This is a genomic window from Hydrogenophaga sp. T2 (genome assembly GCF_049843535.1).
Classification (GTDB): Bacteria; Pseudomonadota; Gammaproteobacteria; order Burkholderiales; family Burkholderiaceae_C; genus Hydrogenophaga; species Hydrogenophaga crocea.
Window position 1 is genome coordinate 1 of the sequence record NZ_JBBHZJ010000012.1, and the last position, 20,855, is coordinate 20,855.

At 71.2% G+C, this 20,855-nt stretch carries 21 protein-coding genes; 7 read left to right on the top strand and 14 right to left on the bottom strand.

Annotated features, from left to right (window positions below):
• Positions 1-27: 27 nt before the first annotated feature.
• The 5 genes from WDZ95_RS21725 to WDZ95_RS21745 form a co-directional block, all read right to left on the bottom strand.
• Positions 28-1,014, bottom strand: coding sequence for an alpha-ketoacid dehydrogenase subunit beta (locus WDZ95_RS21725; RefSeq protein WP_425781589.1), 987 nt, complete (start codon positions 1,012-1,014; stop codon positions 28-30).
• A complete protein-coding gene (locus WDZ95_RS21730; protein ID WP_425781655.1) occupies positions 1,005-1,997 on the bottom strand; it encodes a thiamine pyrophosphate-dependent dehydrogenase E1 component subunit alpha in 993 nt (330 codons plus the stop codon). Before WDZ95_RS21730 ends, WDZ95_RS21725 begins: the two co-directional genes overlap by 10 nt.
• A gap of 14 nt (positions 1,998-2,011) precedes the next feature.
• Complete coding sequence (locus tag WDZ95_RS21735) at positions 2,012-3,892, bottom strand: TRAP transporter large permease subunit (protein WP_425781591.1); 1,881 nt, start codon at positions 3,890-3,892, stop codon at positions 2,012-2,014.
• 118 nt (positions 3,893-4,010) lie between these two features.
• Positions 4,011-5,027, bottom strand: a complete 1,017-nt coding sequence (locus tag WDZ95_RS21740; RefSeq protein ID WP_425781593.1) for a TRAP transporter substrate-binding protein — start codon at positions 5,025-5,027, stop codon at positions 4,011-4,013.
• Between the two features lie 40 nt (positions 5,028-5,067).
• Entirely contained in the window at positions 5,068-5,877 is an 810-nt protein-coding gene (locus WDZ95_RS21745; protein WP_425781595.1) for an SDR family NAD(P)-dependent oxidoreductase, read from the bottom strand.
• Positions 5,878-6,024: 147 nt separating this feature from the next.
• Between WDZ95_RS21745 and WDZ95_RS21750 the strand changes: the two genes are divergently transcribed.
• The 3 genes from WDZ95_RS21750 to WDZ95_RS21760 are packed head-to-tail and all read left to right on the top strand — an operon-like array spanning position 6,025 to position 8,778.
• Entirely contained in the window at positions 6,025-6,825 is an 801-nt protein-coding gene (locus WDZ95_RS21750) for an IclR family transcriptional regulator (protein ID WP_425781596.1), read from the top strand.
• A gap of 43 nt (positions 6,826-6,868) precedes the next feature.
• Positions 6,869-8,089, top strand: coding sequence for a helix-turn-helix domain-containing protein (locus WDZ95_RS21755; RefSeq protein ID WP_425781598.1), 1,221 nt, complete (start codon positions 6,869-6,871; stop codon positions 8,087-8,089).
• A 44-nt stretch (positions 8,090-8,133) separates the two neighbouring features.
• Positions 8,134-8,778 carry a hypothetical protein gene (locus WDZ95_RS21760; protein WP_425781600.1) on the top strand — a complete coding sequence of 215 codons (645 nt, stop codon included), beginning with the start codon at positions 8,134-8,136 and terminating at the stop codon, positions 8,776-8,778.
• An 8-nt stretch (positions 8,779-8,786) separates the two neighbouring features.
• Here WDZ95_RS21760 and WDZ95_RS21765 read toward each other — a convergent pair whose 3' ends face one another.
• From WDZ95_RS21765 to WDZ95_RS21785, 5 genes are read right to left on the bottom strand one after another with little or no spacing between them, the layout of a single operon-like run.
• Positions 8,787-9,569, bottom strand: coding sequence for a DeoR/GlpR family DNA-binding transcription regulator (locus WDZ95_RS21765; RefSeq protein WP_166224772.1), 783 nt, complete (start codon positions 9,567-9,569; stop codon positions 8,787-8,789).
• Positions 9,570-9,571: 2 nt separating this feature from the next.
• A complete protein-coding gene (locus tag WDZ95_RS21770) occupies positions 9,572-10,645 on the bottom strand; it encodes an ABC transporter ATP-binding protein (RefSeq protein ID WP_425781602.1) in 1,074 nt (357 codons plus the stop codon).
• 26 nt (positions 10,646-10,671) lie between these two features.
• Positions 10,672-11,502, bottom strand: coding sequence for a carbohydrate ABC transporter permease (locus WDZ95_RS21775; RefSeq protein WP_166224777.1), 831 nt, complete (start codon positions 11,500-11,502; stop codon positions 10,672-10,674).
• A gap of 2 nt (positions 11,503-11,504) precedes the next feature.
• A complete protein-coding gene (locus WDZ95_RS21780; RefSeq protein WP_166224780.1) occupies positions 11,505-12,437 on the bottom strand; it encodes a carbohydrate ABC transporter permease in 933 nt (310 codons plus the stop codon).
• 7 nt (positions 12,438-12,444) lie between these two features.
• Positions 12,445-13,752: an ABC transporter substrate-binding protein gene (locus WDZ95_RS21785; RefSeq protein ID WP_425781605.1), complete on the bottom strand. Its 1,308-nt coding sequence runs from the start codon at positions 13,750-13,752 to the stop codon at positions 12,445-12,447.
• 150 nt (positions 13,753-13,902) lie between these two features.
• Here WDZ95_RS21785 and WDZ95_RS21790 point away from each other — a divergent pair, with 150 nt between their 5' ends.
• The 4 genes from WDZ95_RS21790 to WDZ95_RS21805 are packed head-to-tail and all read left to right on the top strand — an operon-like array spanning position 13,903 to position 17,574.
• Positions 13,903-14,718 carry a phosphodiesterase gene (locus WDZ95_RS21790; protein ID WP_425781607.1) on the top strand — a complete coding sequence of 272 codons (816 nt, stop codon included), beginning with the start codon at positions 13,903-13,905 and terminating at the stop codon, positions 14,716-14,718.
• The gene (locus tag WDZ95_RS21795) at positions 14,718-16,106 is read left to right on the top strand and encodes an ethanolamine ammonia-lyase subunit EutB (RefSeq protein WP_166224789.1); all 1,389 of its coding nucleotides are present in this window, start codon (positions 14,718-14,720) and stop codon (positions 16,104-16,106) included. Before WDZ95_RS21790 ends, WDZ95_RS21795 begins: the two co-directional genes overlap by 1 nt.
• A complete protein-coding gene (eutC, locus tag WDZ95_RS21800) occupies positions 16,103-16,882 on the top strand; it encodes an ethanolamine ammonia-lyase subunit EutC (RefSeq protein WP_425781609.1) in 780 nt (259 codons plus the stop codon). The genes WDZ95_RS21795 and eutC overlap by 4 nt, the downstream gene beginning before the upstream one ends.
• Entirely contained in the window at positions 16,879-17,574 is a 696-nt protein-coding gene (locus WDZ95_RS21805; RefSeq protein ID WP_425781611.1) for an HAD family hydrolase, read from the top strand. Before eutC ends, WDZ95_RS21805 begins: the two co-directional genes overlap by 4 nt.
• Positions 17,575-17,599: 25 nt before the next feature.
• On the opposite strand, the gene crcB is transcribed toward WDZ95_RS21805, so the two are convergent.
• The 4 genes from crcB to WDZ95_RS21825 all read right to left on the bottom strand — a co-directional run bounded on the left by crcB (position 17,600) and on the right by WDZ95_RS21825 (position 20,851).
• The gene (gene crcB, locus WDZ95_RS21810; protein ID WP_425781613.1) at positions 17,600-17,965 is read right to left on the bottom strand and encodes a fluoride efflux transporter CrcB; all 366 of its coding nucleotides are present in this window, start codon (positions 17,963-17,965) and stop codon (positions 17,600-17,602) included.
• Between the two features lie 2 nt (positions 17,966-17,967).
• The gene (locus tag WDZ95_RS21815; protein ID WP_425781614.1) at positions 17,968-18,981 is read right to left on the bottom strand and encodes a recombination-associated protein RdgC; all 1,014 of its coding nucleotides are present in this window, start codon (positions 18,979-18,981) and stop codon (positions 17,968-17,970) included.
• Positions 18,982-19,059: 78 nt separating this feature from the next.
• Entirely contained in the window at positions 19,060-20,355 is a 1,296-nt protein-coding gene (locus tag WDZ95_RS21820) for a TRAP transporter large permease (RefSeq protein ID WP_425781616.1), read from the bottom strand.
• Positions 20,348-20,851, bottom strand: coding sequence for a TRAP transporter small permease (locus tag WDZ95_RS21825; protein ID WP_425781618.1), 504 nt, complete (start codon positions 20,849-20,851; stop codon positions 20,348-20,350). The genes WDZ95_RS21820 and WDZ95_RS21825 overlap by 8 nt, the downstream gene beginning before the upstream one ends.
• Positions 20,852-20,855: the final 4 nt, after the last annotated feature.

The following is a 20,855-nucleotide window of genomic DNA, read 5'->3' on the forward strand; positions in this document are numbered from 1 at the left end:
GTGTCTTGTCTGTGGTTGCGGTGAGGTTCACACGGCCGCCGCCGCGGGGGCGTCGGCCATGAGCGATTGCGCCGCCTCGATCACGGCGGCGGGCGAGATGCGGGCCACGGCCTCGAGGCGCGAGGCGTAACCCACGGGGATGCGGGGCGCGCCCAGGCGCGCGATGCGGCAGCCCGTGGCCTGCACCGCGGTGGCGGCCACCTCGGCGCCGAAGCCGCCGGGTTGCACGGCGTCGTGCACCACCAGCAGGCGGCGCGTGCGGGCGGCGTCGCGCAGCACGGTGTCGCGGTCCCAGGGCCAGAGGGTGCCGAGGTCGATCACGCTGGCGTTCACGCCTTGCGCGGCGAGCGCCTCGGCGGCCTGCGTGGCGGTGTGCACCGCGGCCGACCAGCTCACGATGCTGAGGTCGGCGCCCTGGCGCAGCACCTGGGCGCGGCCGGGTTCGTGCACCCGCGTGTCGTCGACCTCGCCCTGCAGGCCCCAGAGCTCCTTGTTCTCCATGTAGATCACCGGGTCCTCGCCGCGCAGGGCCTGGGTCAGCATGCTGTAGTTGTCCTGCGGCGTGGCCGGGCACATCACCACCACGCCGGGCAGGTGGGCGAACCAGGCCTCGAGGCTTTGCGAGTGCTGCGCGGCCGAGTTGGCCCACAGGCCGATGGGCATGCGCATGACCAGCGGCACGCGGCCCTGGCCGCCGAACATGTAGCGGTTCTTCGCGGCCTGGTTGACGATCTCGTCCATGCCGCAGAGCGCGAAGTCGACCACGCGCATCTCGACCACGGGGCGCATGCCGACCAGGGCCATGCCCACGCCCGCGCCCACGATGGTGGCCTCGGAGATCGGCGTGTCGATCACGCGCTCGGCGCCGAAGCGCGCCTGCAGGCCCTTGTACTGCTGGAAGATGCCGCCCCGGCCCACGTCTTCGCCCATCACCACCACGCGCGGGTCGTCGCGCATCGCGTTGGCCACGGCGAGCACCGCCGCTTCGGCATAGGTCATGCGGGTCACAGCCATGCGCCGGCTCCGGTGGTTTGAATGTCGGTGTAGGCCGCGGCCACGTCGGGCGGCGGCGAGGCGTCGGCGAAGGCCACGGCGTCGTCGATCTCGGCCTGCACCTCGGCGTCGATGGCGTCGAGCTGCGCGGCACTCACGCCGCTGGCCAGCGCACGCGCGCGCGCACGTTTGAGCGGGTCGGCGTCGAGCGCGCCCTGCAGGTCTTGCGGGTCGCGGTAGCCCTGGGTGTCCACCGACACGTGGCCGCGCACGCGCCAGGTGAGGGCGTGCAGCAGGTGCGGGCCTTCGCCCCCGCGCACCTTGGCCACCAGGCGCTCGGCCATCGCCGCCACGGCCTCCACGTCGTTGCCGTCCACGGTTTCGCTGGGCACGCCGAGCGCGTTGGCGCGCGCGGCCACGCCCGGGCCGGCGGTGAGGCCGGCGGTGCTGGTGGTGGCCGAGTAGCGGTTGTCTTCGCAGACGAAGAGCACCGGCAGGCGGTACACCGCGGCCCAGTTGAGCGCTTCCAGGAAGGGCCCGCGGTTGATCGCGCCGTCGCCGAAGAAGCAGGCCACCACGTTGGGCTTGCCCTGCAGCTTGAGCGCGTGCGCCGCGCCGCAGGCGATCGGCAGGCCCGCGGTGACCACGCCGTTGGCGCCCAGCATGCCGACCGAAAAATCGGCGATGTGCATGGAGCCGCCCTTGCCGCCGTTGCTGCCGTCGGCGCGGCCGAACAGCTCGGCCATCATGCGGCGCACGTTGCCGCCCTTGGCCAGCGTGTGGCCGTGGCCGCGGTGGGTGCTGGTGAGCAGGTCTTCGCGCCGCAGGTGGGCGCACACGCCGGCGGCCACCGCTTCCTGCCCGATGGACAGGTGCAGCGGGCCGCGCACCTTGGCGCGCTCGTCCACCTTGGCGCCGAGCACGCCCACGCCGCCCTGGCTGGCCACTTCGGCCGCGAGTTCGAAGGCGCGGATGCGCGCCATGGTCCGGTAAAGATCGATCATGGGGAGCGGGTCGGTCAAAGGGCGACGGTGGAGATCCAGGGCACGGCCGCGATCACCAGCACGCCGACCATCAGGGCCACGAGGTAGGGCCAGATCGCGCCGATGACCTCGTCGGGCGGGGCATCGCCGATGCGGCAGGCGATGTAGAAGCCCACGCCGATGGGGGGCATCATCAGGCCCACGTTCATCGCACACACGATGACCATCGAGTAGTGGATGTCGTGGATGCCGAGCTTGCGCGCGATGGGGAACATGATGGGCGCGAGCAGCAGCACCGCGGGCAGGCCTTCGAGCAGGCAGCCCAGGATCACGAACACCACGATGGTCACCGCCATGAAGGCGATCCAGCCGCCGGGCAGGGTGGTGAGGAAGGTGGAGAGCTGCTGCACCACGCCGCTTTGCGTGATGGACCAGGCCATGGCCGAGGCCGCGCCCAGCACCAGCAGCACCACGCCCGAGAGCGCGGCGGTTTCCACCAGCATGTCGTAGAACTTGCGCAGGCCGATGCCGCCGTACATGACCTGGCCCACGAACAGCGCGTAGACCACGGCCACGGTGGAGACTTCGGTGGCGGTGGCCACGCCTTCGCCCACCGCGGTGCGGATCAGGAAGGGCAGGGCCAGCGCGGGCGCGGCGATCAGCAGGAAGCGGCCCACCAGCTTCATGGGCGCGCGCTGGGCGCCGTGCATGTTCTCGTGGCGGGCTTTCCAGCGCGCGAGCACCAGCAGCATCAGCAGCAGCACCATGGCGATGACGAAGCCGGCCTGGAACAGGCCCGCGATGGACACGCCCGCGACCGCGCCGAGCACGATCAGCACGATGCTGGGCGGCACGGTGTCGGCCATGGCCGCGCCGGTGGCCAGCAGGGCCACCATCTCGCGCGGCTGGTGGCCGCGGCGCTTCATTTCGGGGAACAGCGCCGGTGCCACGGTGGCCATGTCGGACACCTTGGAGCCCGAGATGCCCGAGACGATGAACAGCGAGCCCAGCAGCACATAGGACATGCCGGCCTTGATGTGACCCAGCAGCGAGGCCAGGAAGTCGACGATGGCCTTGCCCATGCCGGTGGCGTCGAGCACGCAGCCCAGCAGCACGAAGATCGGCACCGAGACCAGCACCAGGCTGGACATGCCTTCGTCCATGCGCCCGATCACCACGCTCAGGGGCACGTGTGTGCTGAAGGCCAGGTAACACACCGCGCCGATGCCGAAGCAGAACGCGATCGGCACGCCCGCCACCAGGCACACGGCCACGAAGCCGATCAGGAAGATGGCGATGTTGGCCGTGCCCAGCTTCATGAGCTGCGGCGACAACGCCCAGCAGGCCGCGGCGATCGCGGCCACCAGCACCACCGCGAGCGCGAGCTCGGTCTTGCGCACGGTGCGGCCGGCGTAGAGCAGGATCAGGCCGAGCATGGCGATGAAGCCGAAGGCGATCGAGGCCACGCGAAAGCTGTTGGGCAGGTCGAGCGCGGGCGTGTGGATGAACCACTCGTCCTTGGCGTATTCGACGGCCGAGGGGATCAGCGCGACCAGCATCGCGGCCATGGCCATGAGGGCGAAGGCGTGCACGAACGAGCGCACGCGTTCGGGCATGAGGTCGACGAACAGCGCCAGCCGCAGGTGCTCGTTGCGGTGCACGGCGATGGCCGCGCCCAGCATGGTGAGCCAGATGAAGCAGATCGACACCACCTCGTCCGACCACACCAGCGGCTTGCCGAACACGTAGCGCGAGATCACGGCCGTCAGCAGCAGCACCGTGATGGTCAGCATCAGCAGCGCCGCGACGGCTTCGAAGGGGCGCAGCCACAGGGGGCTCTTGCGCGTGTCGGCGGGCGTGGCGCCCTCCAGGGCGTCGCCGCCCGAAGGCGGCGACCCGGCGGTCATTTGGCTCATATGCGGTTTCTCTGGTGGCGCGCCAGCCCGGCAGGCGTGAGGCACCACGGATCCGGCTCCGCCGGTCCGTCGGTGCCGCCCCCCTGATCAGGGGGAACGCGCGCAGCGCGGCGGGGGGTCAGCCCAGCTTCCCGGTGTGCTTCTCGAGCACAGCCCAGGCTTCGTCGCCGAACTTGGCTTTCCACTCGCTGTAGAAGCCGGCGCTGCGCAGCTTGTCGCGGAAGGGCGCGGTGTTGGGCGTGTTGAACACGATGCCCTTGGCCGCGAGCTCCTGTTGCAGCGTGGCGTTGGCGGCGGCCACGTCGGCGCGCTCGGCCATGGCCGCGGCGTTCAGGTGCTTGGCCACCACGTCGCGGATGTTGGGCGGCAGGCGGTCCCAGGCGCGCTTGTTGATGAGCGTCCAGAAGCCGTCCCACATGTGGTTGGTGATCGAGCAGTACTTCTGCACCTCGTGCAGCTTGAAGTTCGAGATCACGGCGAAGGGGTTTTCCTGGCCGTCCACGACCTTGGTCTGCAGCGCCGTGTACATCTCCGACGCATTGATCGAGGTCGGCGCCGAGCCGAAGGCCTTGAACATCGAGGTCCACATCGGCGAGACCGGCACGCGGATCTTGAAGCCTTCGAGGTCGGCCGGGGTCACGATGGGCTTGGTGGACGTGGTGATCTGGCGGAAGCCGTTGTCCCAGATCTTGTCGAGCGCCACCAGGTTGACCTTGGCGATCTGCGCGCGGATGTAGGCGCCGACGTCGCCGTCCATGGCCTTCCACACAGCGTCGTAGTTGGGGAATGCGAAGCCCAGGCCGTTGAGCGCGGTCTGCGGCGTGAGCGTCGACAGGATCAGGCCCGAGAGGTTGAACATCTCCACGCCGCCCGAGCGCAGCTGGCTCAGGGTGTCGGTGTCGGAGCCGAGCTGGTTGCTGGGGAACAGCTGGATCTCCATGCGGCCGTTGGTTTCCTTGCGGATGGCCTCCACCGCCTCCTTGGCGCGCACGTTCATGGGGTGCGCGGGCGGCTGGTTGTTGGCGTACTTGAAGGTGAACTCGGCGTTCTGGCCATACGCCATCTTCAGCGGCGCGGCCACGCTGGCCGCGGCGATGCCGGTGGCCTTGATGAGGGTGCGGCGGGAAAAGGTCATCGATGTCTCCTCGTTGGGTTCTGTGGGCGGGAAAGGGGGCTCAGGATACGGGCGCGGCGGCCGGAATGTCGAACAGTTTGGGCATGAACAGGCCGCTGGCGAGGTAGCCGCCGTCCACGCCGAGGGTCTGCCCGGTGATGAAGGCGGCGGCCTCGCTGCAGAAGAACAGCACCGCGGCCGAGACCTCCTGCGGCGAGCAGAAGCGCTGCATGGGGCACACGTCCTGGTAGGTGCTGGCCTTGGAGCTGCCGTGCAGCGAGCGCAGCATGGGCGTGTCCACGAAGCCCGGCGCGATGGCGTTGACCGTGACGCCCTGGGCCGCGACCTCGATCGCGAACTGGCCGGTCATGGCGATGAGCGCGGCCTTGGAGCTGCCATAGGCGAGGCGCCCCGTGCCCGCGCGCACGCCACTGATGGACGAGACGTTCACGATGCGGCCCCAGCGCTGCGCCTGCATGGCGGGCAGCACGCGCTGCGTGAGCAGCATGGGCGCGGTGACGTTGACGGCCAGCGTGGTGTTCCATTGCGCGAGCGTCACGTCGCGCGCGGGCGTGGTCGAGACGATGCCCGCGTTGTTCACGAGGATGTCGACCTGGCCCACGCGCGCGAGCAGCGCGTCCATGCCGGCCGCAAGGGCCTGGGCATCGGCCAGGTCGAACACGAAGGCCTGGGCGCGACCGCACGCGGCCGTGATGGCCTGGGCCGCGGCCTCGGCCGCGGGGCCGTTGCGGTCCACGATGCAGACCATGGCGCCCTGCTCGGCGAGGTCGTGCGCGATCTGCAGGCCGATGCCGCTGGCCGCGCCGGTGATCAGGGCCACCCGTTGTTGGTGCTGCTTAGGGTTGTCCATCTCGCCCTTGTGAGGTTGAATGTCCAGAATGTGAATCTAGTGGAGCGATGGTGGCAGCAGCGCTCTGAATGGCGTCCCAGGGAAACCCTGAATGGGTCCGCAAAAGCGGTTCACATGGTGGACCACTTGATGCGGGTTTTCACCGACATGAATGCACCTGAACTACCAGCCGGCGACACGCCCGGCGCGCAGACCCTGCGGCGTGGCCTGTCCATCCTCAAGCTGCTGGCGCGCCACCAGCCCGATGGCCTGCGCATCGGCGAGATCGGCCGCCGCCTGGGCCTGAGCAAGGCCACGGCGGTGCGGCTCACGCACACCCTGGCCGACGAGCGCTTCGTGGTGCACGACCCGGCCTCGCGCTGCTACCGGCTCGGGCCCGAGTCCTTCGTGGTGGGGCTGGCGGCCGAGCCCGGCTACTCGTTGCAGCGCCTGGCCACGGCCTCGCTGCGCGCGCTCGCGCTCGAAACCGGCGACTGGGTGTTCTTCTCGGTGGTGCAGGGCATGGAGGTGATCTGCCTGTCGCGCGAGACGGGGCACGGCCCCATCCCCAGCGACGCGCTGCGCCTGGGCGACCGCCACCCGCTGGGCGTGGGCGCGGGCGGCCTGGCCATTCTGGCGGCGCTGCCCGACGACGAGGTGGAGCAGGCGCTGCAGGCGAACGGCACGCACATCGACAAGCACTACCCGAAGTCGCCGGTGGCGGTGATCCGCCACCTGGTGGCCGAAACGCGCGAGCGCGGCTACGCGGTGATCCCCGGCATCGTGGTGCCGGGCTACTGGGCGCTGGGTGTGCCGCTGGTGCAGCGCGACGGCCGGCCGGTGGGCGCGATCGTGCTGGTGGCGAGCGAGTCGCGCCTGCACCCCACGCGGCGCGCCGCGCTGGGCGACCGCATGCTCGCGATCGCGCGCGACCTCATGAGCCGCGCGGAGCAGGGCGCGGCGGCCTGAGTGCGCCGGGCGGCGTTCGGGAGCTTGCCGCTAAGCTCCCCGCATGGACGCCCTGATCGCTGCCGCCGCGCGGGCCTTGTCGGCCGGCGACCCGCTGGCCGCGCTGCAGCGCGTGGCCCTGCGCGACGACCCGCCCGCGCTGGCGCTGCGCGGCATTGCCATGGCCCAGTTGGGCGAACTGGCGCGGGCGCGCGAACTGCTGCGCCGCGCGGCGCGGGCCTTCGGCGCGCACGAGACCGTGGCGCGTTCCCGCTGCGTGGTGGCCGAGGCCGAGGTGGCGTTGGCCCTGCGCGAACCCGGCGGGCCGCCGCACGCCCTGCTCGCGGCCTGCGCCGCGCTGCGCGCGCGCGGTGACACCGCCAACGCGGGCCAGGGCCACCTGATCGCGGCGCGGCGCGCGCTGCTGCTGGGGCAACTGGGCCAGGCCCGCGAGCAGATCGCGCAGGCGCGCGCACTGGCGCTGCCGCCGCTGCCCAGTGCGGTGATGGAGCTGGTGGCCGCCGAGCTCGCGCTGCGCTCGCTGCAGACCCGCGCCGCACGCGAGGCCCTGATCCGCGCGCACGCCGCGGCGCAGGTGGCCGCGGTGCCGGCCCTGCTGGCCGAGGTGCGCGCGCTCGCGGCCGAGCTCGACCGGCCGGCCGCGCGCTGCGTGGACGCGCGCGGCGAGCAGGCCCTGCGGCTCGATGGCGTCGAGGCCTTGCTGGCCTCGCGCGCGCTGGTGGTCGACGCCTGCCGCCACGGCCTGAGCGCGGGCGCGGCCTGGCGGCCGCTGGCGGGCCGGCCGGTGCTGTTCGCGCTCGCGCAGGCCCTGGCCGAAGCCTGGCCCGCCGACGTGCCGCGCGAAGCGCTGATCGCGCGCGCCTTCCGCCAGCGCGTGCCCGACGAGACGCACCGCGCGCGGCTGCGGGTGGAGATCGGCCGGCTGCGCGCGCTGATCGCGCCGGTGGCGGGCATTGCGGCCACGCCGCGCGGCTTCGTGCTGCGGCCCGAAGGCGATCGGCCCGTGGCCCAGCTGCTGCCGCCGCTGGCGGGCGAAGGCGCCGCGCTGCAGGCCTTGCTGGCCGACGGCGCGGCCTGGTCGAGCGCGGCGCTCGCGCAGGCCCTGGGCGCGAGCCAGCGCACGGTGCAGCGCGCGCTCGCCGCGCTCGAGGCCCAGGGCCGGGTGCGTGCCGTGGGCCGCTCGCGCGCGCGGCGCTGGCTCGCGCCGCCGCTGTCGGGTTTCACGACGATCTTGTTACTCCCCGCGGCGCTCTCGCCTGACTAGAGTGGCTTCACCGCGCCAACCCGGCGCTTTCACGGAGACACCCCATGAGCCGCAACCCCCCGACCCAACCGGCGCAGATCGTGCGCGAATACGGCCCCTTCGACGGCACCGCGGTGCACGGCGTCACGCACGACGGCCGGCACGTGTGGGCCGCGCTCGGCCCCTGCCTGGTGGCCATCGATCCCGCGAGTGGCGAGACCGTGCGCACGCTCGCGCGGCCCGGTGACGCCGGCACCGCCTTCGACGGCCGCCACCTCTACCAGATCGCCGAGGCGCGCATCGACAAGATCGACCCCGCCGACGGCCGCGTGCTGGCCTCCATCCCGGCGCCGGGGCAGGGCGCGGACTCGGGCATGGCCTGGGCCGAGGGCAGCCTGTGGGTGGGGCAGTACCGCGAGCGCAAGATCCACCAGATCGACCCGGAGACCGGCGCCATCCTGCGCACCATCGCGTCGGACCGCTTCGTCACCGGCGTCACCTGGGTCGACGGCGAGCTGTGGCACGGCACCTGGGAGGGCGACGACAGCGAGCTGCGCCGCGTGGACCCGGCCGACGGCGCGGTGCTGCAACGGCTGCAGATGCCCGCGGGCGTGGGCGTGAGCGGGCTGGAGTCCGACGGTGGCGACCTGTTCTATTGCGGCGGCGGCGGCAGCCAGCGCGTGCGCGCGGTGCGCCGCCCGCGGGGCTGATGGCACGCTCAGGCCTCGGCGTCGTCGGCCACCACCACGCGCAGGTGTGTCGTGGCGCGGGCCAGGTCCTCGGGCAGCGGGCGATCCACCACCAGCACCTGCACGTCGGCCCAGGCCAGGCTGGTGATGAGGCCGGGCGCGTAGAACTTGCTCGCGTCCGCCACCACCATCACCGTGCCGGCGTGCGGGGCCACGGCCTGCTTGAACTCGACCTCGAAGGGGTCGAAGTCGAGGCAGCCACCGCGCGGATTGAGCGCGGCCACCGAGGCGATGAAGAAGTCGGGGTGGAGCTGGCCTGCGAAGCGCAGCGCGTTGGCACCCGCCAGCGTCATGTCGGCGCTGCGCAGCGTGCCGCCGGGCAGCATCACGCTGTGGCGGTCGCCGCTTTGTGCAAGCGTGCGCGCCACCTCGAGCGAGGGCGTGGCCACGGTGAGGCCGCGGCGCTCGGCCAGCGCCTCGGCCACGAAGCAGGCGGTGCTGCTGTTGTCGAGCACCAGGCTCGCGCCGTCGGGCAGCAGCGCAGACACCGCGCGCGCAAGCCGGCGTTTGGCGCCCACGTTGCTGCGCAGGCGCAGCTGGAAGGGCGACTCCTGAACCGCGCGGTGCAGGCTCACGCCACCATGGAATTTCTCCACCACGCCCTCGTCGGCCAGGGCCGCGAGGTCGCGCCGCACGGTTTCGCCCGACACGCCCAGGCGCTGCGCGAGCTCCACGGTGGTGATGGTGGGGGTGGCGCGCAGGATCTCGACGATGCGTTCCTGGCGCGCGCTCAACACGGGGGTGGTGCCCATGCTCAGGCCCCCCGCTCGGTGAGCAGCGTGCCGCTGCGGCTGTCGAAGGCGCGCAGGCGCGAGAGCTCGGGCGTGAGCACGATGGGCTGGTCGGTGGCGAGCACGGCGTCGGCCGCCGTGCGCACCAGCACCTCGGCACCGCCCACGCGGATCTGCGCGTAGGCCTCGGCGCCCAGGCGCTCGACGCGCTGCACCACGCCGCTCCAGTGCAGCGGCGCGGCGGGCGCGTGTTGCGAGAGCGTCAGCTCCTCGGGCCGCAGGCCGAGCACGGTGCCGGGCTGCAGCGCGGCTTCGCCGTAGCGCGCCTGGAGCCAGGCGCGGCCGTCGGCGGCGTCTTCGGGCACGGCCAGGAAGTTCATCTCGGGCGAGCCGATGAACGAGGCCACGAAGCGGGTGCCGGGCTGGCGGTAAACGTCCATGGGTGCGCCCACCTGCTGCAGCCGGCCGCGGTCCATCACCGCGATGCGCGTGCCCAGGGTCATGGCCTCGACCTGGTCGTGCGTGACGTAGACGATGGTGATGCCGAGCTCGGCGTGCAGGCGCTCGAGCTCGCCGCGCATGTGGGTGCGCAGTTTGGCGTCGAGGTTGGACAGCGGCTCGTCGAACAGGAAGACCTTGGGCTTGCGCACCAGCGCGCGGCCGATCGCCACGCGCTGGCGCTGCCCGCCCGAGAGCGCGTTGGGCCGGCGCTGCAGCAGGTCGGTGATCTGCAGGCGCTGCGCGGCTTCGTTCACGCGCTGGTCGACCTCGGCGCGCGAGAGGCGGCTGGTGCGCAACAGGCCGAAGGCCATGTTCATGTAGACCGTCATGTGCGGGTAGAGCGCGTACGACTGGAACACCATGGCGATGTCGCGCTCGTGCGGCTCGGCGTGGGTCACGTCGCGCCCGCCGATGAGCAGGCGGCCTTCGCTGATGGATTCGAGGCCTGCGATCATGCGCAGGGTGGTCGACTTGCCGCAGCCCGACGGCCCGACGAGGACCATGAATTCGCCCGCCTGCACCTCGAGGTCGAGGTGGTCGACGGCCACGTGGTCGGGGTAGCGCTTGCAGATGCCTTGGAGCGAGATGGCGGCCATGGTGTTCGGTGGGTGAGGGTTGAAGCTTATTTCAGGCCGGCGTGCATGAAGCTGTCGACGAAACGGCGCTGGAAGATCAGGAACAGCAGCATCAGGGGCGCGATGACCACCATGGTGGCGGCCATCAGGCGCGGCCAGTCGGCGCCGCTGTCGGCCTTGGCGAGCAGGCCCAGGCCGATCGGCAGGGTGCGCACCGATTCGCTGTTGGTCACGAGCAGCGGCCACATGTAATCGTTCCAGTGGGTCACCACGGAGATCATGCCGAAGGCCACCAGCGTGGGCTTGACCAGCGGCAGGTACACGTGCCACAGCGTGGCCCAGTGGCCGCAGCCGTCAAGCCGCGCGGCGTCGGCCAGTTCGGTGGGCACCTGGCGGAAGGCCTGGCGCAGCATGAAGGTGCCGTAGCCGCTGGCGATGAAGGGCACCATCAGCGCCCACAGGCTGTTCATGATGCCGAGCTCGCGCACGGTGATGAAGTTGGTGAGGAAGGTGGCGTAGATGGGGAACATCACCTGCAGCAGGAACAGGCCGAAGAGCAGGTCGCGCCCGGGGAAGCGCAGCCGCGCGAAGGCATAGGCCGCGAGCGTGATGGTGGTGAGCTGCGCCAGCAGGATGCCGCCCGTGACCATGAGCGAGTTCAGCAGGTAGGTGCCGAAGGGCGCCACCGCGAGCGCGGCCGGGTAGTTGGACCATTGCAGCGCCTGCGGCAGCAGGCCGGCCGCGGGGTCGAAGATCTCGGCGCGGGTCTTGAACGAAGTGAGCAGCATCCAGGCCAGCGGGCTCAGCCACAGCAGCATGGCCGGCAGCAGCAGCCAGTGCATCCAGCTCGACCGCGAAAAGGGTTTCGGTGTGCTCATGCTCAGCGCCCCAGGTAGTGCACGCGGCGGCCCAGCGTGGCGGCCACGATCGCGATCAGACCGCCCACGACCAGCAGCAGGATGTTGGCCAGCGCCGAGGCGGTGCCGATGTCCTGGAACTGGAAGGCGTTCTGGTAGATGTAGAAGGTGAGCACGTTGGTCGCGTCGGCCGGTCCGCCCTGCGTCATCACGAACACGTAGTCGAAGATCTGGTAGGAGTGCAGCACGCCGATCACCACCACGAAGTACAGCGTGGGCGAGATCAGCGGCACCGTGATGTGCACCAGTTGCCGGAAACCCGAGACGCCGTCGAGGCGCGCCGCTTCGTACAGGTCGCGCGGCACCAGTTGCAGCGCGGCGAGCAGGATCAGCATGAAGTAGCCCGCGTACTTCCAGATGCTCATGAAGATGATGGCCGGCAGCGCCCAGCGCTTGTCGTAGAGCCATTCGAGCTTGGGCAGGCCCAGGAAATCCATGAGCCCGTTGATGGGCCCGTAGCCCGGGGCATAGAGGAACACCCAGACCATGCCCGCGGCCACCGAAGGCACCATGACCGGGTAGAAGAACACCGAGCGGTAGAGCGCGGTGCCGCGCAGCTGGCGGTCCAGCGCCACCGCCAGCAGCAGCGCCAGGCCGATCGAGGTCGGCACGGTGACCACCATGTAGACCACGGTGTTGCGCAGCGAGGTCCAGAACAGCTCGTCGTGCCAGAGGCGCTGGTAGTTCTCCCAGCCGACGAAGAAGCGCTCGGGCGAGCCGAGCTGCACGTCGTGGAAGCCGTAGACGATCGATCGCAGGATGGGCCAGTAGGTGAAGGCCATCAGGAACAGCAGCGAGGGCGCGAGCATGACCACCGCGGTGGCCAGCTCGCGCCGCCGCTGGCGTTTCCACGCCAGCGGCTCGGCGCCCGGGGAGTCGGCGGGGAGCTGGTTCATGGCCGGATCAACCGCGGCGGCGCGACAGGCGCTGGATCTCGAGGTTGGACTTGGCCGTGGCCTCGCGCAGCGCGGCGTCGGGCTTGAGGTCGCCGGCCAGGGTGCGGTCGATGGCGCTCTGCAGGTGCGCGCGCACCTTGTGGTAGCCCGGCACCTGCAGGAAGGCGCCGGCCACCTCGGCGGTGACGAAGGCGGTGCGTGACTCGGGCACCTTGGCCACGTGGGCCTTGAGCGCCGGCGTCTCCCACGAGGACTTGCGCGCCGCGAGGTAGCCGGTGTCGATGCACCACTGGGCCTGGTTGGCGGTGTTGGTCATCCAGCGCGCGAAGGTCCAGGCGGCGCGCTTGTGCGCGTCGGGCAGCTGGCGCGCGATCAGGATCGGGCCGCCGCCCATGGTGGAGCCGAGCTGCTTGCCCCTGGGCATGGGCGCCACGCCCACCGGGAACGAGGCCGACTTGAGGATGTTGGTCATCGAGCCCGTGGAGTGGTAGAGCATGGCGGTGCGCCCGGCCATGAAGTCGTTGGCCGAGCTCTCCCAGGTGGAGGCCGCGGGCATGTTCTTCGCGGCCGCCATGCGCTGCCAGAACTCCAGCGCGTTCACGCTCTCGGGCGCGTCGAAGTTCACCTTGTCCTTGGTCCAGAACACCAGGCCGTTCTGGCGCACGAAGCTCTCGAAGATCCAGTCGTGCCAGCCGCCGCCGATGGTCAGGCCCCACTGCGAGACGGTGTCGCCCTGGCGCACGGTGAGTGCCTTGGCCGCGGCTTCGAGCTCGGTCCAGGTGGTGGGCGCGGCCTTGATGCCGGCCTTCTCGAACGCGGCCTTGTTGAAGTACAGCACCGGGGTGCTGCACTGGAAGGGCAGGCCGTAGAGCTTGTTGTCGGACATGCAGGTGCCGAGGAAGCCGGGGATGAAGTCCTGGAACACGTCGTCGGCCTTGGCCAGTGCGGTCACGTCCTCGAGCGCGTTCATGTCGAGGAAGGTGCGCATCATCGAGTTGATGGGCAGCCAGGTGGCCGGCGGGTCGCCCACGCCGAGGGCGGTCATCACCTTCTGCTCGGTGTTGTCGTAGCTGCCGGCGTAGATGGCCTCGACCTGGATGTCGCTGTGCGCGGCGTTGAAGCCCGCGATCATGGTCGACACCAGGCGGTTGATGTCGCCCGACACCCCGACCGGGTACATGAAGGCCAGCTTGACCTGCTGCTGGCCGCTGGCGAACAGCGGCATGCCGCCCAGCAGGGCCGCGGCGGACACGCCGGCGCTGCGCTGGATGAAGTGGCGGCGCGAAGGGGTTTTCACGGGATTCACGGGGGACATGGCACAGCTCCTAAAAAGAGGTGGAACGGGGAAGTGGCACGGCAAATGCTCAACAGGCGTCGTGACAACCATGTGAAATCCACAAAAGCAAGAATGATTCCAACAAAAAGCTTGGATATGCGTTGAAACCATGAATAAACTGCCCTCCCCATGAACGCCCCCCTGCTCATCGCCCAGTTGTCGGACCCGCACCTGGGCACCGGCCCCGACTTTCTCGGCGGGCGCATGGACACGCGGGCCGCGCTGCAGCAGGCGGTGGCGCACGTGGCGGCCCTGCGGCCCGCGCCGGATGTGGTGCTGCTCACCGGCGACCTCACCGAGCGCGGCAGCGCGGCCGAGTACGCCCAGGTGCTGGCCGCGCTGGCCCCGCTGCCCATGCCCGTCTATGCCGTGCCCGGCAACCACGACGACCCCAAGGTGGCGCAGGCGGCACTGCCGCAGTGCATGCCGGTGGCCGCCGACGCCCCGTCTGGTGCGTGCTGCTACCGCGTGCGCGTGGGCGGCCTGCACCTGATCGCGCTCGACACCGTGGTGCCCATGCGCTCGCACGGCGCCCTGCCGCCGGTGCAGCTCGCCTGGCTCGCGCGCGCGCTGGGCGCCTGCCGCGGCGAGCCGGTGCTGCTGTTCATGCACCACCCGCCGCTGGCCACCGGCATCGAGGCCATGGACGCGTGCAGCCTGCTGGAAGGCGGCGACGAGCTCGCCGCGCTGGTGCGCGCCCACGGCGCGGTGCAGGGCATCCTGTGCGGCCACCTGCACCGCCCGGTGCAGATGCAGTTTGGCGGTGCGCCGCTGCACGTGGCGCCGTCGGTGTCGCACCAGATCCGGCTCGACCTGCGGCCCGGTGCGCCCCTGCTCGCGCAACTGGAGCCGCCCAAGGTCTCGCTGCACCGCTGGACGCCGGCACACGGCCTGTGCACCCACAGCAGCTACGTGCAGAACTTCGGCCAAGGGGTGCCCCTGTGATGCGCGCCCTGGCTGGCGGCGAGCGCCACACCTTCAGCGACCTGCGCGCCCTGCTGGCTTGCGCCTCGCCCGCGCGCTCGGGCGACGAGCTCGCGGGCATCGCCGCCGGCAGCGCGCAGCAGCGCGTGGCCGCGCGCGAGGCGCTGGCCGATCTGCCGCTGCGCCACTTCCTGAACGAAGCCGTGGTGCCCTACGAAGACGACGAGGTCACGCGGCTGATCGTCGACACCCACGACGCGCCGGCCTTCGCGCCCGTGGCCCACCTCACCGTGGGCGGCTTTCGCGACTGGCTGCTCTCGGACGCGGCCGACACCGCCGCGCTGCGCGCGCTCGCGCCCGGGCTCACGCCCGAGATGGTGGCCGCGGTAAGCAAGCTCATGCGCAACCAGGACCTGATCCTGGTGGCCAGCCGCTGCGAGGTGGTCACGCGGTTTCGCAACACGATCGGCCTGCGCGGCCACCTCGCGGTGCGCCTGCAACCCAACCACCCGGCCGACAGCCCGGCCGGCATCCTGGCGAGCGTGGTCGACGGCCTGCTCTATGGCGCGGGCGATGCGTGCATCGGCGTGAACCCGGTGAGCGACAGCGTGCCCGAGCTGGTGCGGCTGCTGCACCTGTTCGACGGGCTGGTGCAGGGCCACGGCGTGCCCACGCAGGCCTGCGTGCTCACGCACGTGACCAACACCCTGCAGGCGATGGCGCAGGGCGCACCGGTGGACCTGGTGTTCCAGAGCATCGGCGGCACCGAGGCCACCAACCGCAGCTTCGGCATCCACCTGGGCCTGCTCGACGAGGCGCATGCGGCCGCGCTCGCGCAGCGCCGCGGCACGCTGGGCGACCACTGCATGTACTTCGAGACCGGCCAGGGCAGCGCGCTGTCGGCCGGCGCCCACCACGGCGTGGACCAGCAGACGATCGAGGCCCGGGCCTACGCGGTGGCGCGGCGCTACCGCCCGCTGCTGGTGAACACGGTGGTGGGTTTCATCGGCCCCGAGTACCTCTACGACGGCAAGCAGATCGTGCGCGCGGGCCTCGAAGACCACTTCTGCGGCAAGCTGCTCGGCCTGCCCATGGGTTGCGACATCTGCTACACCAACCACGCCGAGGCCGATCAGGACGACATGGACAACCTGCTCGTGCTGCTGGCCAGCGCGGGCCTGAACTTCATGATGGGCGTGCCCGGCGCCGACGACGTGATGCTCAACTACCAGAGCACCTCGTTCCACGACGCGCTGTTCGTGCGGCAGCTGCTGGGCAAACGCCGCGCGCCCGAATTCGAGGCCTGGCTGCAGGCGCAGGGCATCACCGATGCGCAGGGCCGGGTGCGGCCCGCGCGCGAACTGCCCGCGCTTGCGCGCGGCTTCAGCCCCTGGCTGGAGGCGCCATGAAAGGGCCGCTGCCCCCGGCCGACCCGCCGCGCGCGCCCGACCCCTGGGTGGCGCTGCGCCGCCACACGCCGGCGCGCATCGCGCTGGGCCGCGCGGGCGACAGCCTGCCCACCGACGAGCTGCTGCGCTTTTCGGCCGCGCACGCGCGGGCGCGCGACGCGGTGCACGTGCCGCTTGACGTGGACGCGCTGTGCGCCGCGCTCGCCGGCGCCGGCTGGGCGCCGCTGCGCGTGGCCAGCCAGGCGCCCACGCGCGAGGACTACCTGCGCCGCCCCGACCGCGGCCGCCGCCTGCGCCCCGAAGACCTGCAGGCCTTGCGCGATGCCGCCACCGGCCCGGCGGACCTCGCGGTGGTGCTGGGCGACGGCCTGTCCGCCCTGGCCACGGCGCAGCACGCGCTGCCCGTGCTGCAGGCCCTGCGCGACGCCCTGGCCCCGGCCGGCCTGCGCTGGGCCCCGCCGGTGGTGGCCACGCAGGCGCGCGTGGCGCTGGGCGACGAGATCGGCGCGGCGCTGCAGGCGCGGCTGGTGCTGGTGCTGCTGGGCGAACGCCCGGGCCTGAGCGCCGCCGACAGCCTGGGCGCCTACCTCACGCACGCGCCGCGCGTGGGCCGCACCGACGCCGAGCGCAACTGCGTGAGCAACATCCGCCCCGAGGGCCTGGCCCCGGCCGCTGCCGCGCAGCGTCTGGCCTGGCTGGTGCAGCACGCGCTGCGCCGCGGCCTCACCGGGGTGGGCCTCAAAGACCTCAGCGCCATCGAACAACTGCCGCCATGACCCCTCAGACACCGCCCCCGCTGGCCTTGTTCGATCTCGACCACACGCTGCTCGACGGCGACGGCGACGACCTCTGGTGCCGCTTCATGATCCGCCACGGCGTGATCGGGCCGGCCATGGCCGAGGCCAACGAGCGCATGGGCCGCGACTACCGCGCGGGCCGGGTGGGCGCGCAGGCCTTCAGCGATTTTTATGCGGGCCTGCTGGCCGGCCGCAGCCCGGCCGACTGGGCACCCTGGCAGGACCGCTTCCTCGCCGAGGAGGTGCTGCCGCGCCTGCCCGATGCCGCGCGCGCGCTGGTGGAGAGCCACCGAGCGCAAGGTCATGCACTGCTGCTCACCACCGCGAGCAACCGCGTGATCGCCGCCCGCAGCGCGGCCGAGCTGGGCTTTGCGCACTGGATCGCCACCGACCTCGAGCTGGTGGACGGCCGCTACAGCGGCCGCGTGCAGGGCACGCCCAACATGCGTGATGGCAAGCTGCACCGGCTGCTGGCCTGGTTGCAGGCGCACGGCCGCTCGGCCCATGAACTCGACCGCGCCTGGTTCTACAGCGACTCGATCAACGACCTGCCCCTGCTCAGCCGCGTGGGCCGGCCGGTCGCGGTGAACCCCGATGCACAACTGCAGGCCCACGCACAGGCGCACGGCTGGCCGGTGATCGACGTGCTGGGGCGTGCGACCGCGGCCTGAGGGCGCGCGGCGCTGCCGCGCGCCCTCAGGCCAGGGTCTTCAGGCCCAGCCAGGTGAGCAGCAGCGAGCCCATGAGGTGCAGCGCCGACACGCCGAAGGCCATGAGCACGCGGCCCTGCTGCAGCAGCGTGACCACCTCGATCGAGAAAGTGGAAAAGGTGGTGAGCGCGCCCAGCAGGCCGGTGACGATGGCCAGGCGCCACACCGGATCGATGTGCGGGTTGGCCTGCAGCACCGCGAACGTGAGGCCGATGGCGTAAGCACCGACCCAGTTGGCCGCGAGCGTGCCCCAGGGCAGCAGCGCGTGCGGCGTGTTCAGCCACAGCCCGAGCCGCCAGCGCAGCAAGGCGCCCGCGCAGGCGCCGATGCAGATGGCGAGCACGGGCAGCATGCTCAGAAGGGCGCGTCGCCGTCGGCTGTGGCCGGGGCGGTGCTGGCCGCGGCGAAGCCGGCGCCGGTGGTCACGGTGCCGGCACCACTGGCGCTGCCCTCATGCCCGGGCACCTGGCCCGGCTGCAGTTCACCGCCGAGCGCGGCGATCAGCGCGTCGAGCACGCCGCGCAGCTCGCCGGTGCCAATGGCCACGTTGGTGTCGAAGGTCTGCTCCTCGCTGCCGGCGTCGTCGAACACGCCCTCGAGGAACTGGATCTTCTTGAGCGCCATGCTTTCCGTGAGCATGAAGCTCACGCGGCCTTCCCAGTTGAGCGCGAGCCGCGTGGGCAGCTTGCCTTCGCTGATGTGGCGGCGCACCTCGTCGTTGAACAGGTGGTGGCGCGTGAAGCGCACCACCGAGCGCTCTTCGTCGCTCGATCGCAGCTCGCAGTCGCGCTCCACGGCCAGGCCCTCGGGCCATTGTTCGGTGTCGGTCACGCTGAGCCACTGCGTCATGGCGGCCTGCGGCGTCACCTGGGTGTTGAACAGCGTGACGGCCAGGCCGTCGAAGGCGCGCACCAGCGCGGTCACGATGTCGTCGAGCTTGCCCTGGCTGCTGGCGTCGGTGGCGAGCCAGCCGCGCTCGGGGTCGATCCAGATCCAGGCCGACTGCTGGCGCGCGAAGGCCTGGGGCAGCAGCGCGAGCAGCGCGTCTTCGCGCAGGCCCTTGGTTTCCTTCTTGCCGGGCTTGCGGCCGGTGGTGGCTTCGATGTGGTCGGCCGCTTCCTGGGCCTTGCGCCGCACCACGGCGCCGGGCACGGCCTTGGTTTCGATCTGCAGCTTGAGGATGCGCTGGCCGGCCACGGCCTCGACCAGCGGGCCATGCGCTTCGCCGCGCGGCTCCACCCAGCCGACCGATTTGTCCTGCGTGGCGGTGCAGGGCACGAAGCGCGCGCCATCGAGCGCTTTCTCCATCGCATCGGGCGTGGGCGACCAGCCGGGCGCGATGCGGTAGAGCGTGAGGTTCTTGAACACGAAACGGGTCTCCGGGAAAAACAAACCCCGCGGCCCAGGGGACGCGGGGTGTGCAGTTTAGTGGCAGGTGCCGGGCGCCTACATCTTCGACGGCATCCAGGTGACCAGGCCCGGGAACCAGTACAGCAGCAGCACGGCCAGCACCATGATGAAGAAGTAGGGCAGGCAGGCCGTGGCGATCCAGGTGATTTCGCGCCGGGTCATGCCTTGCAGCACGAACAGGTTGAAGCCCACGGGCGGCGTGATCTGCGCCATCTCGACCACGATCACGATGAAGATGCCGAACCAGATCAGGTCGATGCCCGCGGCCGTGACGGTGGGCAGGATCACGCCCATGGTGAGCACGATCATGGAGATGCCGTCGAGGAAGCAGCCCAGCACGATGTAGAACACGGCCAGCGCGATCAGCAGCATGCCCGGCGACAGACCCAGCCCGCCCACCCATTCGGCCAGGTGCCGCGGCAGGCCGATGTAGCCCATGGACAGCGTGAGGAAGGCCGCGCCCGCGAGGATCAGCGCGATCATGCAGTACAGCCGCGTGGCGCCGAGCAGCGCGTCGCGAAAGCTCTGCCAGTTGAGCGAGCCCTGCGAGGCCGACAGGATCAGCGCGCCCACCACGCCGATGGCCGCGGCCTCGGTGGCGGTGGCAATGCCGCTGTAGATCGCGCCGATCACGCTGCCGATCAGCAGCACCACCGGGATCAGGTGGCGCGATTCGCGCACCTTCTCGGCGAAGCCCATGCCGGCGTCGGCGCTGGGCACCTTGTCGGGGTTGAGCAGGGCCCAGACGATGAGCGAGCCGCTGAAGAGCGCCGCGAGCAGGATGCCGGGCAGCACGCCGGCCACGAACAGCTTGGCGATGGACACCTCGGCCGCCACGCCGTAGACGATCATGATGATCGAGGGCGGGATCAACAGGCCCAGCGTGCTCGCGCCGCCGAGCGAGCCCACGATCTTCTCGGCCGGGTAGCCGCGCCGCGTGAGCTCGGGGATGGTCATCTTGCCGATGGTGGCGCAGGTGGCCGCCGACGAACCCGAGACCGCCGCGAAGATGGTGCTGCCCAGGATGTTGGTGTGCAGCAGCCGGCCCGGCAACGCGTTGACCCAGGGCGCGAGGCCCTTGAACATGCTCTCGGACAGCTTGGTGCGAAAGAGGATCTCGCCCATCCACACGAACAGCGGCAGCGCGGTGAGCGTCCAGCTGCTGGCCGAGCCCCAGATGGTGAGCGCCATGGCGTCGCCCGCGGGGCGCGAAGAGAACAGCTCCATGCCGATCCAGGCCACGCCCGCGAGTGTGAGGCCGATCCACACGCCGCTGCCCAGCAGCACGAACAGCGCCACGATGAGCAGGCTGGTGACGACGAACTCATTCATGGCGGGTCTCCGCTTCGGTGCGCAGGCGTTGGCCTTGCAGTTCGAGCACCCACTCGTCGATCAGCGCCACGAGCAGCACGGTGCAGCCCAGGCCCATGAGGATCTGCGGGATCCACAGCGGCGTGGCGTCGGGCGCGGTGGAGATGTCGTGGAACTGGTGCGATTGCCACACCAGCCGCCACGAGAACCACGCCAGCGCGCCGCTCATGAGCACCGCGACCGACAAGGCCCAGAGCTCCATGCCGCGGCGCGCACCGCCGGTGAGCTTGCCGATGATGAGCGTGACGCGGATGTGCTCGTTCTGCTTGAGCGTGTGGGCCAGCGCGAGAAAGCCCGCGCCGGCCATGGCGTAGCCCGCGTAGGCGTCGGTGCCCGGCACGTAGAAGCCGGCGAGCCGGCTCACGATGGACAACAACACCATGACGAGCACGCCGATCATGAACAGCGCGGCGAGCCAGCCCGCGCCGAGGTAGAGAGCGTCCAGCGTTTTGCGCATGCGC

Coding starts and splice junctions, on each gene's coding strand:
- WDZ95_RS21725 (WP_425781589.1), bottom strand. CDS start 1,014: ATGGCTGTGACCCGCATGACCTATGCCGAAGCGGCGGTGCTCGCCGTG.
- WDZ95_RS21730 (WP_425781655.1), bottom strand. CDS start 1,997: ATGATCGATCTTTACCGGACCATGGCGCGCATCCGCGCCTTCGAACTC.
- WDZ95_RS21735 (WP_425781591.1), bottom strand. CDS start 3,892: ATGAGCCAAATGACCGCCGGGTCGCCGCCTTCGGGCGGCGACGCCCTG.
- WDZ95_RS21740 (WP_425781593.1), bottom strand. CDS start 5,027: ATGACCTTTTCCCGCCGCACCCTCATCAAGGCCACCGGCATCGCCGCG.
- WDZ95_RS21745 (WP_425781595.1), bottom strand. CDS start 5,877: ATGGACAACCCTAAGCAGCACCAACAACGGGTGGCCCTGATCACCGGC.
- WDZ95_RS21750 (WP_425781596.1), top strand. CDS start 6,025: ATGAATGCACCTGAACTACCAGCCGGCGACACGCCCGGCGCGCAGACC.
- WDZ95_RS21755 (WP_425781598.1), top strand. CDS start 6,869: ATGGACGCCCTGATCGCTGCCGCCGCGCGGGCCTTGTCGGCCGGCGAC.
- WDZ95_RS21760 (WP_425781600.1), top strand. CDS start 8,134: ATGAGCCGCAACCCCCCGACCCAACCGGCGCAGATCGTGCGCGAATAC.
- WDZ95_RS21765 (WP_166224772.1), bottom strand. CDS start 9,569: ATGGGCACCACCCCCGTGTTGAGCGCGCGCCAGGAACGCATCGTCGAG.
- WDZ95_RS21770 (WP_425781602.1), bottom strand. CDS start 10,645: ATGGCCGCCATCTCGCTCCAAGGCATCTGCAAGCGCTACCCCGACCAC.
- WDZ95_RS21775 (WP_166224777.1), bottom strand. CDS start 11,502: ATGAGCACACCGAAACCCTTTTCGCGGTCGAGCTGGATGCACTGGCTG.
- WDZ95_RS21780 (WP_166224780.1), bottom strand. CDS start 12,437: ATGAACCAGCTCCCCGCCGACTCCCCGGGCGCCGAGCCGCTGGCGTGG.
- WDZ95_RS21785 (WP_425781605.1), bottom strand. CDS start 13,752: ATGTCCCCCGTGAATCCCGTGAAAACCCCTTCGCGCCGCCACTTCATC.
- WDZ95_RS21790 (WP_425781607.1), top strand. CDS start 13,903: ATGAACGCCCCCCTGCTCATCGCCCAGTTGTCGGACCCGCACCTGGGC.
- WDZ95_RS21795 (WP_166224789.1), top strand. CDS start 14,718: ATGCGCGCCCTGGCTGGCGGCGAGCGCCACACCTTCAGCGACCTGCGC.
- eutC (WP_425781609.1), top strand. CDS start 16,103: ATGAAAGGGCCGCTGCCCCCGGCCGACCCGCCGCGCGCGCCCGACCCC.
- WDZ95_RS21805 (WP_425781611.1), top strand. CDS start 16,879: ATGACCCCTCAGACACCGCCCCCGCTGGCCTTGTTCGATCTCGACCAC.
- crcB (WP_425781613.1), bottom strand. CDS start 17,965: ATGCTGCCCGTGCTCGCCATCTGCATCGGCGCCTGCGCGGGCGCCTTG.
- WDZ95_RS21820 (WP_425781616.1), bottom strand. CDS start 20,355: ATGAATGAGTTCGTCGTCACCAGCCTGCTCATCGTGGCGCTGTTCGTG.
- WDZ95_RS21825 (WP_425781618.1), bottom strand. CDS start 20,851: ATGCGCAAAACGCTGGACGCTCTCTACCTCGGCGCGGGCTGGCTCGCC.